The organism is Pseudomonas sp. MWU13-2105, from assembly GCF_023242315.1.
Lineage (GTDB): Bacteria > Pseudomonadota > Gammaproteobacteria > Pseudomonadales > Pseudomonadaceae > Aquipseudomonas.
Genome location: NZ_JALLIY010000025.1, coordinates 12,618 through 26,569, shown reverse-complemented (window position 1 = coordinate 26,569; position 13,952 = coordinate 12,618). Strand labels below are relative to the sequence as shown.

The 13,952-nt window shown below is 61.2% G+C and carries 17 protein-coding genes and 1 pseudogene; 12 read left to right on the top strand and 6 right to left on the bottom strand.

The annotated features are described in order from the left end of the window. Positions 1–16 precede the first annotated feature (16 nt). A complete protein-coding gene (locus tag M5B96_RS29070; RefSeq protein WP_248800367.1) occupies positions 17–946 on the bottom strand; it encodes a LysR family transcriptional regulator in 930 nt (309 codons plus the stop codon). 111 nt (positions 947–1,057) lie between these two features. Here M5B96_RS29070 and M5B96_RS29065 point away from each other — a divergent pair, with 111 nt between their 5' ends. The 5 genes from M5B96_RS29065 (at position 1,058) to M5B96_RS29045 (ending at position 5,646) form a co-directional block, all read left to right on the top strand. After that, complete coding sequence (locus tag M5B96_RS29065; RefSeq protein ID WP_248800366.1) at positions 1,058–2,143, top strand: TauD/TfdA family dioxygenase; 1,086 nt, start codon at positions 1,058–1,060, stop codon at positions 2,141–2,143. 4 nt (positions 2,144–2,147) lie between these two features. Beyond that, on the top strand, positions 2,148–2,912 hold the full coding sequence (locus M5B96_RS29060; protein ID WP_248800365.1) for a sulfite exporter TauE/SafE family protein: 765 nt from the start codon (positions 2,148–2,150) through the stop codon (positions 2,910–2,912). Positions 2,913–2,936: 24 nt separating this feature from the next. Then, positions 2,937–3,416 (top strand): YbaK/prolyl-tRNA synthetase associated domain-containing protein, encoded by a 480-nt coding sequence (locus M5B96_RS29055; RefSeq protein WP_248800364.1) that lies wholly within the window; start codon positions 2,937–2,939, stop codon positions 3,414–3,416. A 126-nt stretch (positions 3,417–3,542) separates the two neighbouring features. After that, complete coding sequence (locus M5B96_RS29050) at positions 3,543–4,115, top strand: GNAT family N-acetyltransferase (protein WP_248800442.1); 573 nt, start codon at positions 3,543–3,545, stop codon at positions 4,113–4,115. Positions 4,116–4,449: 334 nt separating this feature from the next. Continuing rightward, the gene (locus tag M5B96_RS29045) at positions 4,450–5,646 is read left to right on the top strand and encodes a DUF2252 family protein (protein WP_248800363.1); all 1,197 of its coding nucleotides are present in this window, start codon (positions 4,450–4,452) and stop codon (positions 5,644–5,646) included. A gap of 27 nt (positions 5,647–5,673) precedes the next feature. Here M5B96_RS29045 and M5B96_RS29040 read toward each other — a convergent pair whose 3' ends face one another. Beyond that, on the bottom strand, positions 5,674–6,546 hold the full coding sequence (locus tag M5B96_RS29040) for an undecaprenyl-diphosphate phosphatase (protein ID WP_248800362.1): 873 nt from the start codon (positions 6,544–6,546) through the stop codon (positions 5,674–5,676). A gap of 83 nt (positions 6,547–6,629) precedes the next feature. On the opposite strand from M5B96_RS29040, the gene M5B96_RS29035 reads away from it, so the two are divergent. From M5B96_RS29035 to M5B96_RS29010, 6 genes are all read left to right on the top strand, one after another. Continuing rightward, positions 6,630–6,917, top strand: a complete 288-nt coding sequence (locus M5B96_RS29035; protein ID WP_248800446.1) for a hypothetical protein — start codon at positions 6,630–6,632, stop codon at positions 6,915–6,917. Positions 6,918–7,301: 384 nt separating this feature from the next. Continuing rightward, the gene (locus M5B96_RS29030) at positions 7,302–7,625 is read left to right on the top strand and encodes a YXWGXW repeat-containing protein (protein WP_248800361.1); all 324 of its coding nucleotides are present in this window, start codon (positions 7,302–7,304) and stop codon (positions 7,623–7,625) included. A 77-nt stretch (positions 7,626–7,702) separates the two neighbouring features. Next, positions 7,703–8,284: an RNA polymerase sigma factor gene (locus M5B96_RS29025; RefSeq protein WP_248800360.1), complete on the top strand. Its 582-nt coding sequence runs from the start codon at positions 7,703–7,705 to the stop codon at positions 8,282–8,284. Next, positions 8,281–8,715, top strand: coding sequence for a hypothetical protein (locus M5B96_RS29020; RefSeq protein WP_248800359.1), 435 nt, complete (start codon positions 8,281–8,283; stop codon positions 8,713–8,715). The genes M5B96_RS29025 and M5B96_RS29020 overlap by 4 nt, the downstream gene beginning before the upstream one ends. Next, positions 8,712–9,191, top strand: coding sequence for a periplasmic heavy metal sensor (locus tag M5B96_RS29015; RefSeq protein ID WP_248800358.1), 480 nt, complete (start codon positions 8,712–8,714; stop codon positions 9,189–9,191). Before M5B96_RS29020 ends, M5B96_RS29015 begins: the two co-directional genes overlap by 4 nt. An 87-nt stretch (positions 9,192–9,278) precedes the next feature. Beyond that, positions 9,279–9,488 carry a YXWGXW repeat-containing protein gene (locus M5B96_RS29010; protein ID WP_248800357.1) on the top strand — a complete coding sequence of 70 codons (210 nt, stop codon included), beginning with the start codon at positions 9,279–9,281 and terminating at the stop codon, positions 9,486–9,488. 73 nt (positions 9,489–9,561) lie between these two features. Here M5B96_RS29010 and M5B96_RS29005 read toward each other — a convergent pair. From M5B96_RS29005 to M5B96_RS28995, 3 genes and pseudogenes are all read right to left on the bottom strand, one after another. Further along, positions 9,562–10,593: pseudogene (locus M5B96_RS29005) on the bottom strand (chitinase); the annotation flags it as partial. 49 nt (positions 10,594–10,642) lie between these two features. After that, positions 10,643–11,278, bottom strand: a complete 636-nt coding sequence (locus M5B96_RS29000; RefSeq protein ID WP_248800356.1) for a lytic polysaccharide monooxygenase auxiliary activity family 9 protein — start codon at positions 11,276–11,278, stop codon at positions 10,643–10,645. Positions 11,279–11,779: 501 nt separating this feature from the next. Then, a complete protein-coding gene (locus tag M5B96_RS28995; RefSeq protein WP_248800441.1) occupies positions 11,780–12,688 on the bottom strand; it encodes an AraC family transcriptional regulator in 909 nt (302 codons plus the stop codon). 238 nt (positions 12,689–12,926) lie between these two features. Between M5B96_RS28995 and M5B96_RS28990 the strand changes: the two genes are divergently transcribed. Then, complete coding sequence (locus M5B96_RS28990) at positions 12,927–13,769, top strand: oxidoreductase (RefSeq protein ID WP_248800355.1); 843 nt, start codon at positions 12,927–12,929, stop codon at positions 13,767–13,769. Here the strand turns inward: M5B96_RS28990 and M5B96_RS28985 are convergent. Continuing rightward, positions 13,766–13,948, bottom strand: a complete 183-nt coding sequence (locus M5B96_RS28985; RefSeq protein WP_248800354.1) for a DUF1289 domain-containing protein — start codon at positions 13,946–13,948, stop codon at positions 13,766–13,768. The genes M5B96_RS28990 and M5B96_RS28985 overlap by 4 nt on opposite strands. Positions 13,949–13,952: the final 4 nt, after the last annotated feature.

Below are 13,952 nucleotides of genomic sequence, written 5' to 3'. Positions count from 1 at the left end.
GGCGCCTGGAGACCGCCTAGAACGTCAGTGAATGCTTGCGATCCAGGCTCTCGCCAAAGCCGCGGATCACCTCCAGCAGCGATTTCACCCGCAGCGGCAGATTCCCCGCCGGATACACGGCATGCATCTGCGGGCTCTCGCCGCTGCTGGAGGTCAGCTTGTATTCCGGACAGACCCGGACCAGGCGTCCCGCCTCCACCTCGGGCTCCGCCAGCCAGTCCGCCAGGCGGGCAATGCCGACACCCGCCAGGGCCGCGTGGAACACCGCGGAACCGGAGCTGAAACGAAACTTCGGATGCACCCGAAAGCTGATGGCCTGTTCCTCATTGCGAAAATTCCATTCCTTGAGGATCCGTGGCGCCGTATGCAGGATCAGCGAGTGCGCCTCCAGCGCCTCGATGGAATCCGGCATCCCACGCCGCTCCAGATACCCGGGGCTGGCATACAGGTAGCGTGAATAGCTCCACAGCGGAAAGCCGATCAGGTCGCTGGATTGCGGAAACGCGCCGCGAATCGAGAAATCCAGCTTGCTCTTGGCCGGGTCGATGGTCTCATCGGTGAGAATCACCTCGACGTTGACATCCGGATAACGCTCGCAGTACTGCGCGATCAGCCGGGGCAAGACGCCGTGTCCAAGAAACTCGGGGGCGGAAAAGCGGATCCAGCCGTGGGCCAGACCGCTGAGACCGACCAGGTCCTCATCCGCCTCACGTTGCAGATCCAGCATTCTGTAGGCGTGAGGCAACAGGCGTTCACCGGCCTCGGTCAGGCTCACGGCGTTCGACGAGCGGTTGAACAACTTGACCCCGGCACTTTCCTCCAACGCCTGTACAGCACGGGTCAGCGAGCTGGGGGAGCGTCCCAGGGCGCGGGCCGCGGCGACGAAGCTACGCTTGCGCGCCACCGTCGCGAAAGCTTCCAGCTCCCCCAACATATCCAGGGCCATTTCCTTACCTCATTGCACTTTTCACAATATGGCATTGCAACACAAAAAAACCCCTTCCGTTAGCCTTCCCGTTCAACCCACAGGGACGTAGGCAAACAGGAGCAAACGGACGTGTCAAAGCTGGATGAAATAGTCGGGAAATCTGCGGCGCTTATCGGTGAAGAAATTCGTGAGTGGCTGGGGAAAAAATCCGCAACCTCGACCCGACAAGGGATAGCACAGCTTCATGTGTCGTTCGAGGAACAACGCCACCTGCACGCTGGCCTGGCGGCACTGGCGGTGACCGACAGCGCCTCGGGCATCGGCCACATGCCGGCCCTCGGCCAACTGCTGGAAAGCACCCTCTGCGCCGAGAAAATCCAGCAACTGCGCGACTTCCCCAAGAGCCGCGAGGTGGCGATGATCGTCAGGGGGCTGCCGGTAGATGCGCAACTGCCCGCCACGCCCTACGACACGGTGCCGGGTATCGAGAACCTGCCGGTGATGGCCGGGGCGATCCTGTCCGTGTTGCAAACCCTGCAAACCCGCCCGGTGGCCTACGAAGGCGAAAACGATGACACGGTATTCCGCCATGTATCGCCCAAGCAGCAGCGCGAGAGCGAAAAAAGCTCCTACGGCTCACGCATGGACCTGGGCATGCATGTCGACAACCCTCACCTGCCCCTGACCTGCGAACCCGTCACGCGGCTGTCGGCCTGCCCGGAGTACCTGTCCCTGACCGGTCTGCGCTGCGAGCTCGGCGTGCCGACGCGCATCGTCGCCATTGCCGACGTACTGGCCATGCTGCCGGCCTCGGTCGAAGAGGAATTGTCGCGACCGCACTTCGCCATCCGCCGACCGGCCTCCTTCGGCAAACAGGGTAATGTGCTGGAAAACGTCCCCCTGCTGTACAGAAACGCCAGCGGTGGCCTGTATTGCCGCTATAACAAGGGCAGTGTCGCCGCGACCTGCGCCAATGCGCAGTTTGCCCTGCAACTGTTCGCCGCCGCCGCCAATCACTCCGATGTCGTGCACCAGATTCTGCTGCAAGCGGGGGACATGCTGATCTTCAAGAACCAGCAAACCCTGCATGCCCGGGATGGTTTCACCCCCCGCTACGACGGCCGCGACCGCTGGATGCTGCGCGTCTTCGGGGTCGACGACCCGGCACGCGTGGTGCCGCTGGACCCACACCAACCTTTCATCGTCAGAGCCTGATTCCATGGTCGATATTGTCATCCTTTGCGTGTTCGCCTTCGCCGCCGGCCTGATCGACGCGGCGGTGGGCGGCGGCGGACTGATCCAGATACCCGCGCTGTTCAACGTGCTGCCCACGGCGACACCGGCGGCGTTGCTGGGTACCAACAAGGTCGCGGCCGCCTGTGGCACCGCGTTCGCGGCCCGCTCGTTCGTACGCAAGGTGGTGATCGACTGGGGCCTGGTGGTCCCCGCGGCCTGCGCGGCCTTTGTCATGGCCTTCTTCGGCGCGGCCACGGTGTCCTCCGTGCCCCAGTCGGTGATCCGTCCGGCAGTGCTGGTGCTGATCGTGCTGATGGCGATCTACACCTTCTGGAAGAAGGACTTCGGCGCCCTGCACAAGCCCATGCGCATCGGCACCCGGGAAAAGCTGCTGGCGATCGTTATCGGCGGGGCCATCGGTTTCTACGACGGGCTGTTCGGCCCCGGTACCGGCAGCTTCCTGATCTTCCTGTTTATCCGCTGCTTCGCTTTCGACTTCCTGCACGCCTCGGCATCGGCCAAGGTGGTGAACATCGCGACCAACGTCGCCGCGCTGATCTTTTTCATCCCAACGGGCAACGTGCTCTACCTGATCGCCATCCCCATGGCGGTCTTCAACATCCTCGGCGCGCTGACCGGCACCTGGCTGGCGGTGCACAAAGGCGTACCCTTTGTCCGGGCGCTGTTCCTGGTGTTGCTGGTGATCCTGATCAGCAAACTGTCCTACGACCTGATTCTGCAAACCTGATTCAGCAAACCCGAGGAAAACTCCATGTATCCGATGTTCGATCGCCTGGTGGCGCTACTCGACGCCCGCGCCGCCTCCTACCGGGTGTTGATACACGATGCCGAGGGCCAGTCGGCGCGGGTCGCCGAAATCCGCGGCACCGAGCCGGGCCAGGGCGCCAAGGCCATGCTCTGCTCGCTCAAGGGTCAGGCCGAGCCCTATGCCCTGGTGATATTGCCGGGGGACCAGAAGCTCGACATGAAGAAGGTCGGTGCCGCCCTGGGCGGAAAAAAAGCCGAGCTGGTGAAGGCCGAAACCGCCATGGAACTGACCGGCTGCCGGATCGGGGCCATCCCGCCTTTCGTCTTCGATGAGCGGATTCAATTGATCGTCGATCCGACCCTGACCACCCGCTACGGCGAAATCGCCTTCAATGCCGGCCGCCTGGATGCGTCAATGGTGCTCGACACCCAGGATTACCTGGCAATTGCCCAGCCGCAGTTGCTCGATGTGAGCCAGGCCTGAGTCCACGGCGGCATTGGCCTGGTCGTTTTAGCCTTGAATGGCCCTTGCAAAGCCGATCCCGGCTCCTTTGTAATGCTCGCTGAAACCCGTACCGCGAGCGCCTGCCCCGTGAAAGACCTGCAACTGCTGCAATCCCTTGAAGGCGACCGCTTGCTGTTGCGTCCACTCCAGCCCGGGGATGCCGACGCCCTGGTGGCGGCCGCCCGCGACGGCGAACTGTGGAACCTGCCGTTTACCGTAGTACCGGGGCCCGACACGGTCGACACCTACCTGCGTACGGCCCTTGCGGGCCGGGAGGCCGGAACGGTGATGCCGTTTGCCATCGTGATCAAGGCCAGCGGCGAAGTGATCGGCTCGACACGCTTCTGGAAGATCGATCGCCAGTACCGCAAGCTGGAAATCGGCAGCACCTGGATCGCGACCCGCTGGCAGAAAAGTTTCGTCAATACCGAGGCCAAGTACCTGATGCTGCGCCATGCCTTCGAAGTGCTCGATTGCATACGGGTGCAGTTCACCACCGATGAGATCAATGAGAAGTCCCGGGCGGCGATCCTGCGCCTGGGCGCCCGGCAGGAAGGGATCGTGCGCAACGAGCGGATCATGCCGGACGGGCGTAAACGCAACTCCGTGCGTTTCAGCATCATTGACGAAGAGTGGCCCGACGTTCGCCTGGGACTGGAAAAAAACCTGCACCAATAGCGCCTTCGCAGCCTTTCGCGGCGCCCGGGGCAATCATGAAAAATTCTTCAGGGGCGGTCGGAAAAACAACCCATCAACAACGTACAAGCCATTGATAATATTAAATTATATTCTTTATCGAATAAAACTTCTTTCACTGTGAGCAAAGCCTGGGCTGTTTATATTTCTACCTGCTTCTTTGGTGAAACCTCTTATTGGCCCGCACGCTTTGCGGGCTTTTTTTTGCGTGAAAAACGCGAAAGATCATCGAGGTGGGGATCGAACGCCTCAACACCGCGGTCTAGGCTCCATACGAAATGAGTATCGCCTTCTCATCAGAACGAAGAGCCCGCCCTTGAAACCACCTCGCCCCGCCGACCGCAACGCCCTCCTCTCCAACCTGCGTAATGAAAAGATGGCCCGCTCGGCCCACGCCTATGTACGTGGCAGCACGGTCCAGTTCTATGAGTGGTTGCACAGCCAACGCGGCCGGCGCCTGCCCCATGGCCCCAACGTGTGGATCTGCGGCGACTGTCACGCCGGCAACCTGGGTCCCACGGGGGACAGTCACGGCGGGATCGATATCCATATTCGCGACCTGGACCAGACGGTGATCGGCAATCCCACCCATGACCTGGTGCGCCTGGCCCTGTCCCTGGCGACCGCCGCCCGCGGCTCGGACCTGCCCGGCGTGACCACCGCGCGCATGCTGGAGGAAATGATGCTGGGCTACGAACAGGCCCTGATGGACGAGACCGACCGTACGCCCGAGCGCCCGTCGCAGGTCAAGGCCGGCCTGCGCGACGCGGTCAAGCGCACCTGGAAGAACCTGGCCCGCGAGCGCATGGAGAACACCAAACCAACCCTGCCGATGGGACGGCATTTCTGGCCGATGTCCCGCAGCGAAAAAGCCGAGATCAAGGTCTTGTGTGCCGGGGCAGAGATCCAGGCCCTGGTGACCTCGCTCAAGGGACGCCCCAAGGATGCCAGTGTCGAACTGCTCGACAGTGCCTATTGGGTCAAGGGTTGCAGTTCGCTCGGGCTGCTGCGCTACGCCGTGCTACTGGGGGTTGGCGGGCATGATGAGCAGGATTATTGCCTGATCGACGTCAAGGAAGCCGTCGCCGCGGCCGCCCCTCGCGGCGCCCATGTGCATATGCCCCGGGACAATGCCCGGCGGGTGGTCGAAGGGGCACGCCAGCTGTCCCCTGGCCTGGGCGAGCGGATGATCGCCACGCGTTTTCTCGACCATGGGATGTTCATTCGAGAGCTGCTGCCACAGGACCTCAAGCTGGAACTGGACACCCTCAATGAAACCGACGCCATGCACGCGGCGGGTTATCTGGCCCGGGTGACCGGTATCGCCCATGCCCGGCAGATGGATGAAGCCACGCGCAAAAGCTGGTTGGCGGAGCTGCAACTCAATCGCTCGAAAACCCTCGACGCACCGTCCTGGTTATGGACCAGCGTCGTGCAACTGGTGGGCAGCCATGAGCAGGGGTATCTGGAACATTGCCGGCGCTATGCGCTGGGAACGGGCAAAAAAGCGTAGCCCGCAGGCTACGCCCGGGCTCGTCGATTACGACAGAAAGCCGCTACTGACCGCGACGAGGAGGAAAATCCCCAGTGCCGCACGGTAGATCACGAACGGCCAGGTCGAGAAGCGCTCAAGGAAGCGCATCAGGCCCCAGATCGCACAGAATGCCGAAACGCTCGCAACCACCAAGCCGAACAGCAGATGGCTCCAGGCTTCCGCCGGGATCTGCGCATGGTGCAACACCCACAACTCCTTGAGTCCGGCCAGCGCAATCGCCGGCAAGCCCAGCAGGAAGGAGAACCGGGCGGCTTCTTCACGTTTGAAGTTGAGGAACAGTGCCGCCGTCAGGGTCGAGCCGGAACGGGACACACCCGGGATCAGCGCACCGACCTGGGCAATACCGACAATCAGCGCATCGCGCAGACGCATCTGGCCCACCACTCGCTGATGGCGGGCACTGAACTCGGACACCGCCATCAACACCGCCATCACCAGGCAGGAAATGCCGATCACCGTCAGCCCGCGCAGGGGCGAGTCGCAGGCATTGAGCGTCGAAGACAAGGCCAGGCCGGCAATCCCGATGGGAATGGTCGCCAGGATGATCGCCACCGCCAGCTTGAACCACGGGCTGTTGTAGTCGCCCTGGCGCACCGCGCCGATACTGCCGCCGACCACATCGCGCACATCACGCCAGAAATAACTGACCACGGCCGCCAGCGCGGCCAATTGCATCGCGGCCGAAAAAGCCGAGCCCGGATCCTGCCAGCCGAGTACCGCCGGCACGATGCGCATATGCGCCGTGGACGAGATAGGCAGCAACTCCGTGATGCCCTGGATGATACCCAGAATGCCGATTTGCAGGTAGTTCAGCGAAGCGAAGCCAATATCGAGGCCGCTGGAGCAGACGTTAGACAAAATAATTTCCCGGAAGAAGGCTAATTTCCCACCGCTCCCCAAGAGGCGCGGCGCAGACCTGTGAAGCTTAGACAGCAACGGGAATGATGGGCCTGTTTTTTATGATTTTCCAGTCTCAACAAAGCGCAAAACACAAGCTGGGAATTACTTCATTTTATGACAAGGCAATCCTGACACCTGGGCAGGTGCCAATCCGCCCTTACTGGCGCCGGCTTGCCAGCGATGTGGACACCGCGGTGTTTCAGACTCACCGCGTTATCGTTCATCGCCGACAAGCCGGCGCCACAGGTTTCGTGGCGCTTTCGAGCCCCCGTCCCTATCAGCCGTTTGCGACGGAATTCACAGTGGCCGCAGGCGCCGCATCCCCGTAATAGCGCCAGCAGCAATGATCCCGATGTCCCGGCAAGATCACACAGCCGCTCAGACTCAGCAGCAACACAGCCGCACCCAGCAGCGAAAGACGACGTGACATGATGGTTTCCTCAGGAGATTCAATAGGCAAGGCCGCTCAACGCACAGGGCCAAGGCACCTGTCGATTGCTACGGTTACCGGTTGAACGTGACAGCGGCGGCCAATCCGTCGCTGCCCTGAACAATTTCATCAAGAGCCCTGCGTCCCTGCGCAATACTGCCCTCCGCACGCCCCTCGGAATGTATCGATAAAAAATGATTTTTTCTCGCGACGGATTTTCCCGGCACCTATCGTTCAACTCATCAGCAGCGTTCACTTTCGTACGCAGCCTGAAGGAGTTGTCATGAGATCTACACGACCCCTGGCCAAATTGCGCCATGCCCTCCTGCTGATCCCGCTGGCGTTCGCCGCGCTGACCAGCACGCCCAGTTTTGCCCAGACCGAAGTGATCATCCGCGAAGCACCACCGCCGATGCGCGTCGAGGCGATTCCCATGGAGCGTCCCGGCTACGCCTGGGACCGCGGCCACTGGCGCTGGGAAGGCCGGGGCTACGCCTGGGTGCCCGGTCACTGGCAACGGGTGATGCGCAATGCGCGCTGGGAACCGGGCCACTGGGAACCCCGCGGGCCTAACTGGCGCTGGGTCGAAGGACACTGGGTGCGCTGAACCCCGGGCCGGGTGGCGTTTCTGCGCCGCCCGGCCTTGCCATACCCGCCCCCATCACCGGACCGAGACTTGCCCGATTGAAAGAAACTGATCCGGACGTTGAGCTGCTGGCCCGTATCGGCAACAAGGAGCCGGCCGCCGTCAACGAGATGGTGTCGCGCAAGCTGCCCCGTTTGCTCGCCCTCGCCGGCCGGATACTGGGCGATGCCGACGAGGCCAAGGATGTGGCACAGGAAAGTTTCCTGCGCATCTGGAGGCAAGCGGCGAGCTGGCGCAGCGGCGAGGCCCGTTTCGACACCTGGCTGCACCGGGTGGTGTTGAACCTCTGTCACGACCGCCTGCGCAAGCGCAAGGAGCGCCCGCTGGAGGACCACGAGCCCGGCAGCGAGCCCGTCGACAACGCACCACGCCCCGACGAGCAGTTGGAAGCCATGGCGCGCAGTGAACAGATGGCCGCGGCATTGGCCGCATTGCCCGATCGTCAACGCGAGGCCATCGTGTTGCAGTACTACCAGGAGCTGTCGAATATCGAAGCCGCGGCGCTGATGAACATCAGCGTCGATGCACTGGAAAGCCTGCTCTCGCGGGCCAGGCGCAACCTGCGCAGCTACCTCGCCGAAACGCACGGCCCAGATAGCCTAGGAAGGGGAAAACGATGACGCCCGAACGATTTGCTTATCTGGCCGACGCCTACGGCGCGGACCTGCAACGCTGGCCGGCTGCCGAACGTGCAGCCGCCCAGGCGTTGCTCGAACGCGGCGATACAACGTCACTCCAGAGGCTGCAACAGGCCCGGCAACTCGACCGCCTGCTCGACAGCTATCAACTGGCGCCCCCCGATCCGGCACTGGCCCGGCGTATCGCCGCTTTGGCGATCTCGGCCAGGCCGCTGTCGTTCTGGAGCCGCTATGCCGACTGGCTATCCCGGGTCGGTTTCGTCGGTGTCGGCCTGGCGGGTATTGCCGCCGGCATACTGGTGGTCTCGCTGAGCCTGCCACTGCCCACCGCATCCGAAGCGCTGCCGAGCGTCTTCGACCAAGGCGATGCCGACATCGTCTTCACTGTAAACGCCGAGGAAAGCGAGCAATGAGTCAACCGTCCAAGACCATCAAGAACTTCCTCCTGATGTCGTTGATGCTCAATGTCTTTCTGATCTGTGGCATCGGCGGTGGTATTTATCACTGGTTGGTCAATGCGCAACCGGCCATGGCCGCCGTCAACCAGCACGGCTTGCGCCAGGCGATGGTGCAATTGCCGGAGACGCGCCAGCGTGAATTGCGCCACCTGTTGCGCCGCAACCGGGCCGACAGCCAACCGCTGATCATGGCGGGCCGGCAGGCGCGTCAGGATGTGATCAAGCAGCTCGAGGCGCCGACTCTGGATCGCCCGGCCCTGCTGACGGACCTGGGCAAGGCCCGCGAGGCCGATATTGCGCTCAGGGCGCTGGTGGACAACACCCTGGCGGAATTCGCCGGTACGCTGCCCCAGGAGGAGCGTCGCAAGCTGGTCGACTCGCTGTATTTCCGCGGACAGGCCAAAGGCAAGGTGCTGCAGAAAAATCTTTAACCGCGACGGATTCTACCCGGCGCAACGTTTAACCCTTGCAAGCCCGCCAACCAGGCGGCGACTCAATACTCTGCAAGGAGTTACGCAATGCTGCGACTATTCAAGACCGCGCTTATCGCCAGCCTGATGGCGGCGTCCCTGGCTGGCTGTATTGTCGAGCCAGTCCATCCACGCCGGCCACCACCGATTGTCGAAGTCGTACCGGTCATGCCGGCGCCCGGTTATCACTGGGTCGCCGGACATTATCGCTGGGGCGGAAATCAGTGGATCTGGGTGCCTGGGCATTGGCGCTACTAGGCAAGAAGGGATACAAGGCAAAACCCGGCACAGTGGCCGGGTTTCGTTTTTCAGCTTAGGCCTGGCGCTTTCCCGCCGGTACTTGCGCCGTCTCCTGTGCGCCATGAATCAACGGCGCGTAGCGATTACGGAACTCCCAGTTGTAAGGCACCTGCTGCTTGCTCAACCCCTGGTCCCAGTTGATGGACCAGGTCATCAGCCCCTTGATCGAATGGCCGGCGGCGTCCAGCCGCTTGAACGCATTGACCACCGCCGCCGGGTCGATCACATACCCGGTTGCCGCCGCATCGTTATTGCTCGGCAGGCCAATGACGAACTTGTCCGGCGCAATCCGGGTAAAGCCACGCGTCCCCGTGACCAGGCTATCGGTCAGGTAGTAGAGGAAATCCTCCTTCATCGCATCATTGTTCTGGGCGATCCAGGCCCCGCTGCCACCGTTGGCTTCCGGCACCCAGACGCCATCACCACCCTGGTTGTAGTACTGCGGCGCAATAAAGTCGTAGTAGCCCTCGAGGGCAGTGATGTAATCGACGTACTTGCCGTTGCTGGTGAGATAAGGGAACTCGGGGGCCATGCTGATGATGAAATGCTTGCCCTCGGCCTTGTAATGGTTTTTCACCAGTTTCAGGGCCGCAGGCAACACCGTCTTGTTGTCGGCATAGTCGATGGCACTCTGTTCCAGATCGATATCCAGGCCATCGAAACCATAGGTTTCCACCAGGCGGATGATTTCGTTGGCCAGCGGCTGCTCGGAGCCCTTGCGCAACTCGATATGCGCATCGGCACCGCCCAGCGAAATCAGTACGGCCCGGCCCTGGCCATTGAGCACGCCCACCTGGCGGCGGAACTCCGCATCGGACAGGTTATACGGCTTGAATGTCGGGATACCGTTGCCTTTCATGAACGCCACGGCCACCACGTTGTACTCCGTGGGCACGTCGGTCAGCGCCAGGTTGGCGAACTTCCCGCCCTGGTAACCATCGCTCGGCCCCGCGGCCCAGTTGTGCCAGAAGCCCATGAGAATTTTCTTGCCGGCCAGGCTTGGCATCGCCGACGCCGCATCGCTGAGTTTGGATTTAAGCAGTGAAAAATCGAGAGTGGTCACATTCCAGTCCTTTAGAAATTTGCAGGAGATCAACCGCGTAGCGGCAAGGTCATTTGAAGTCCACGTCGAACGCCTGGTAGAACGCGTTGCCGGTATTGGCGACGATCCACAACAGGACAATGACGTGCCGACCCTGCTTACCCGCCGGCAGTTTCACCTCGTGCTCCACCTTGGCCTTCAACTCATCGCTGTGCTGGTAATAAGGCACCTGGGTGTAGAAGTCCTCGTAAAACGGTTTGGCCTCGAGTTGCGCACGGCTGATGCGTTGTTTCGGGTCCCAGCCGTCCCTGGTGATAAACCAGCGATAGCCCCGGGTGACATGGGCGGCGGTGTATTCCCACCGCACGTGAAAGGCCTGCCCCGGATTGACGTTCAACAGTGGCCAGGCATAAGGACGATCGAGCTTCTTGCTCAATTCCTCGTCGGTGAAGTTGATGCAATCGCGGGCATCGTTTTTCCCGCCACTGAGGATGTAACCGTCAGCGGGCGGGACCACGCTCTGGTCATCGGTTTCAAACGGCTTGGCGAACGGCCCGGCGGTGAGCGCCGGGAAATTCTTCCCGCCCTCCATTTCATTGACCTGCCAGGTACCGAGCAGCCCCAGTTCCACGGCCACCGACCCTCGGCTGGACGGCGAAACGACACGGCCATGTTTAAGTTCGGGTTTCGACAACGGCTTGTTCATTCTTCTCACTCCTTTGAAAGAAAACTCTCCAACTCAGGGAGAACTTTCAACCTAGCTCAAATAATGAAAATATCCATCTGACGCCAAAACATTGAACTTAACAGATACCTTATAACCACCTGAATATATTGGAATTGTTAAAAACAAATAGACAAAACCTACATACGCTACGGCGAATAGATTACATACTCTACCCACAACAAACCCCAACCATCCTATTGCAAACTAACCAGCAAAAAATTTACTCAAAAAACACTTAAAAATCGTAACAACATATTTTCAGATGCCCATGGATTGCGCCCAAAAGGCTGGGCATCCTGAGTTCACGGCACCACAACAGTGGGCCATGCAACTGCGCACCCGAGGTGTCCAGGAGCTGTTACGCAACGGCTTGGCCATGGCCTGTGCGGAGTAGCCCTGATCTATCTGGCGATATTGGCCCGGCGGGCGGTTTTCCAAGTGGATAATCCTCAGCATCTGCCAGCCGACGCCCCGATCTTGTCAGGGAGAGGAAGGATAGAAGCCGGCGCTTCGCGGCGGTGGCATCACAAAGCTGGCCCTGATGCGCTTTATCTCCTCAACAGGGCTGCCGCCGAACAGCCGCTTGAATTCACGGCCGAATTGCGAAGCGCTTTCGTAGCCCACTTCCAGAGCGGCGCCGGCGGCGTTCACATCGTTCCTGAGCATCAGCAGCCGCGCCTGGTGCAGCCGGATCGACTTGAGATATTGCAGCGGTGACGTCTGGGTGACCGACTTGAAATGACTGTGGAACGAAGGAACGCTCATGCCCGCTTCACGGGCCAGTTGCTCGACGCTCAGCGGCAGGCTGAAGGCCTCGTGAATTCGGCGAATGGCCTTGGCTATCTTGCCGAACTGACCTTGCAGGGTGAGTGCTGCGCGCATGGCGCCGCCCTGCTCCCCCGTCAACGCCCGAAAGTAGATTTCACGGACCAGTGAAGGGCCGAGGATTTCCGCCTCCAGAGGCCGGCCCATGGCCTCGACAAAACGCAGGACCGACTCGCTCATCGGTCGGTCCATGGGGGTCGAGAGCATACCCCGGGGTTTGGATGAAGCGACGCCGCCCTGCTGGTCGATTTGCAGGATCAGGTCCGCGACGACATTGAAATCCAGATACAGGTAGATGGCCAGCAATGGCGCCTGCTCGGTGGCCTGGGTTTGCATGGTGAACGGCACCGGCACTGAAACGGCCAGGTAATGCTGTTCATCGTAGAGGTAGACCTGGCCGCCGAAGAAACCGCGCTTGCTACCCTGGCAGACAATCACGATACCGGGCTGGTAAAACACCGGGGTCAGGCTCAGCGGTCGATTGGAACGCAGGAAACGTACCTGCGGCAGCACCGTGAGGTTGTAACCTTCCAGGGGTGTCAGCTTATCCATCAGCGCAATCATGCGCCTACGCACGGCGCTGGGGTCCCACGTCTCGGCGCTCACCTGATTTCCCATCCTCACTGGCCCGGTCATCGATTGTGCTCAAGGCCGGCCTTAAATAACAGACTGCTCATAGGAATAGGCTAGACATTCAGAGGAAGCGAGCTCTACCTCAGGGCGCATGGGGACTAAAGTGCGGTATTCGCACAGCGGGACATCCTGTTGCCGACCCCATCCCTTTGCCATGAGAGAAATCAGCATGTCGTCAGTCAAAACCCTGCTTGTCACCGGTGTCAGCAGCGGCTTCGGGCGGGCTCTCGCCCAGGAGGCAATCGCCGCCGGCCATCGTGTGATCGGTACCGTGCGCAACGAATCGGCCAAGCAAGCCTTTGAAGCCCTGGCCCCGGCCCAAGCGTTCGGGCGCTTGCTCGATGTCACCGATTTCGGACGTATCGACGCCGCGGTTGCCGAGATGGAGTCCACCCTGGGACCTATCGATGTCCTGGTCAACAACGCGGGTTACGGCCACGAAGGGATCTTCGAAGAGTCATCGCTGGAAGAAATACGACAGCAGTTCGAGGTCAATGTGTTTGGTGCCGTGGCGGTGACCAAGGCATTGCTGCCTTACCTGCGCCAGCGGCGTCGCGGCCATATCATCAACATCACCTCCATGGGTGGGTTCATCACCTTGCCCGGGGTTGCCGACTACTGTGGTAGCAAGTTCGCCCTGGAAGGGATTTCCGAAGCATTGGGCAAGGAACTCAAGCCGTTCAACATCGCGGTCACTGCCGTGGCCCCGGGATCGTTTCGTACCGATTGGGCGGGCCGTTCCATGGTTCGTTCGCCACGCAGCATCGCCGACTACGACGCCCTGTTCGATCCCATCCGATCCGCTCGCGAAGCCAAGAGCGGAAAACAGCTGGGCGATCCCGTCAAGGCAGCCAGGGCCATGCTCAGCCTGATCGCCAGCGAGCGGCCGCCGGCTCATCTGCTACTGGGCAGCGACGCACTCGCGCTGGTTCGGGAAAAGCTCGCCAGCTATGCCGCGGAACTCGACGCCTGGGAAGCGCTGACCCGCTCCACGGACTTTGACGCGGGTTAACGCTGCTTTTTCTGCAAGCTTTTCAGGCGCAGGGCCGCACGTTGCACCGCAGCCATTTTTTCCGGGCGCTTCATGCGTTTCCAGCGCTTGATCTCTTCCTTGGAGCGGCCACAGCTCAGGCACAACTCGCTGTTGAGCTGGCACACGGAAATGCACGGGTTGTCGATATCCTTGGCCATGGCT

What these genes read in the sequence shown, in the direction of transcription:
- M5B96_RS29070 (WP_248800367.1), bottom strand. Translation starts at nt 946, where the DNA reads ATGGCCCTGGATATGTTGGGGGAGCTGGAAGCTTTCGCGACGGTGGCG.
- M5B96_RS29060 (WP_248800365.1), top strand. Translation starts at nt 2,148, where the DNA reads ATGGTCGATATTGTCATCCTTTGCGTGTTCGCCTTCGCCGCCGGCCTG.
- M5B96_RS29055 (WP_248800364.1), top strand. Translation starts at nt 2,937, where the DNA reads ATGTATCCGATGTTCGATCGCCTGGTGGCGCTACTCGACGCCCGCGCC.
- M5B96_RS29035 (WP_248800446.1), top strand. Translation starts at nt 6,630, where the DNA reads ATGATGGGCCTGTTTTTTATGATTTTCCAGTCTCAACAAAGCGCAAAA.
- M5B96_RS29030 (WP_248800361.1), top strand. Translation starts at nt 7,302, where the DNA reads ATGAGATCTACACGACCCCTGGCCAAATTGCGCCATGCCCTCCTGCTG.
- M5B96_RS29020 (WP_248800359.1), top strand. Translation starts at nt 8,281, where the DNA reads ATGACGCCCGAACGATTTGCTTATCTGGCCGACGCCTACGGCGCGGAC.
- M5B96_RS29015 (WP_248800358.1), top strand. Translation starts at nt 8,712, where the DNA reads ATGAGTCAACCGTCCAAGACCATCAAGAACTTCCTCCTGATGTCGTTG.
- M5B96_RS29010 (WP_248800357.1), top strand. Translation starts at nt 9,279, where the DNA reads ATGCTGCGACTATTCAAGACCGCGCTTATCGCCAGCCTGATGGCGGCG.
- M5B96_RS29000 (WP_248800356.1), bottom strand. Translation starts at nt 11,278, where the DNA reads ATGAACAAGCCGTTGTCGAAACCCGAACTTAAACATGGCCGTGTCGTT.
- M5B96_RS28995 (WP_248800441.1), bottom strand. Translation starts at nt 12,688, where the DNA reads ATGATTGCGCTGATGGATAAGCTGACACCCCTGGAAGGTTACAACCTC.
- M5B96_RS28990 (WP_248800355.1), top strand. Translation starts at nt 12,927, where the DNA reads ATGTCGTCAGTCAAAACCCTGCTTGTCACCGGTGTCAGCAGCGGCTTC.
- M5B96_RS28985 (WP_248800354.1), bottom strand. Translation starts at nt 13,948, where the DNA reads ATGGCCAAGGATATCGACAACCCGTGCATTTCCGTGTGCCAGCTCAAC.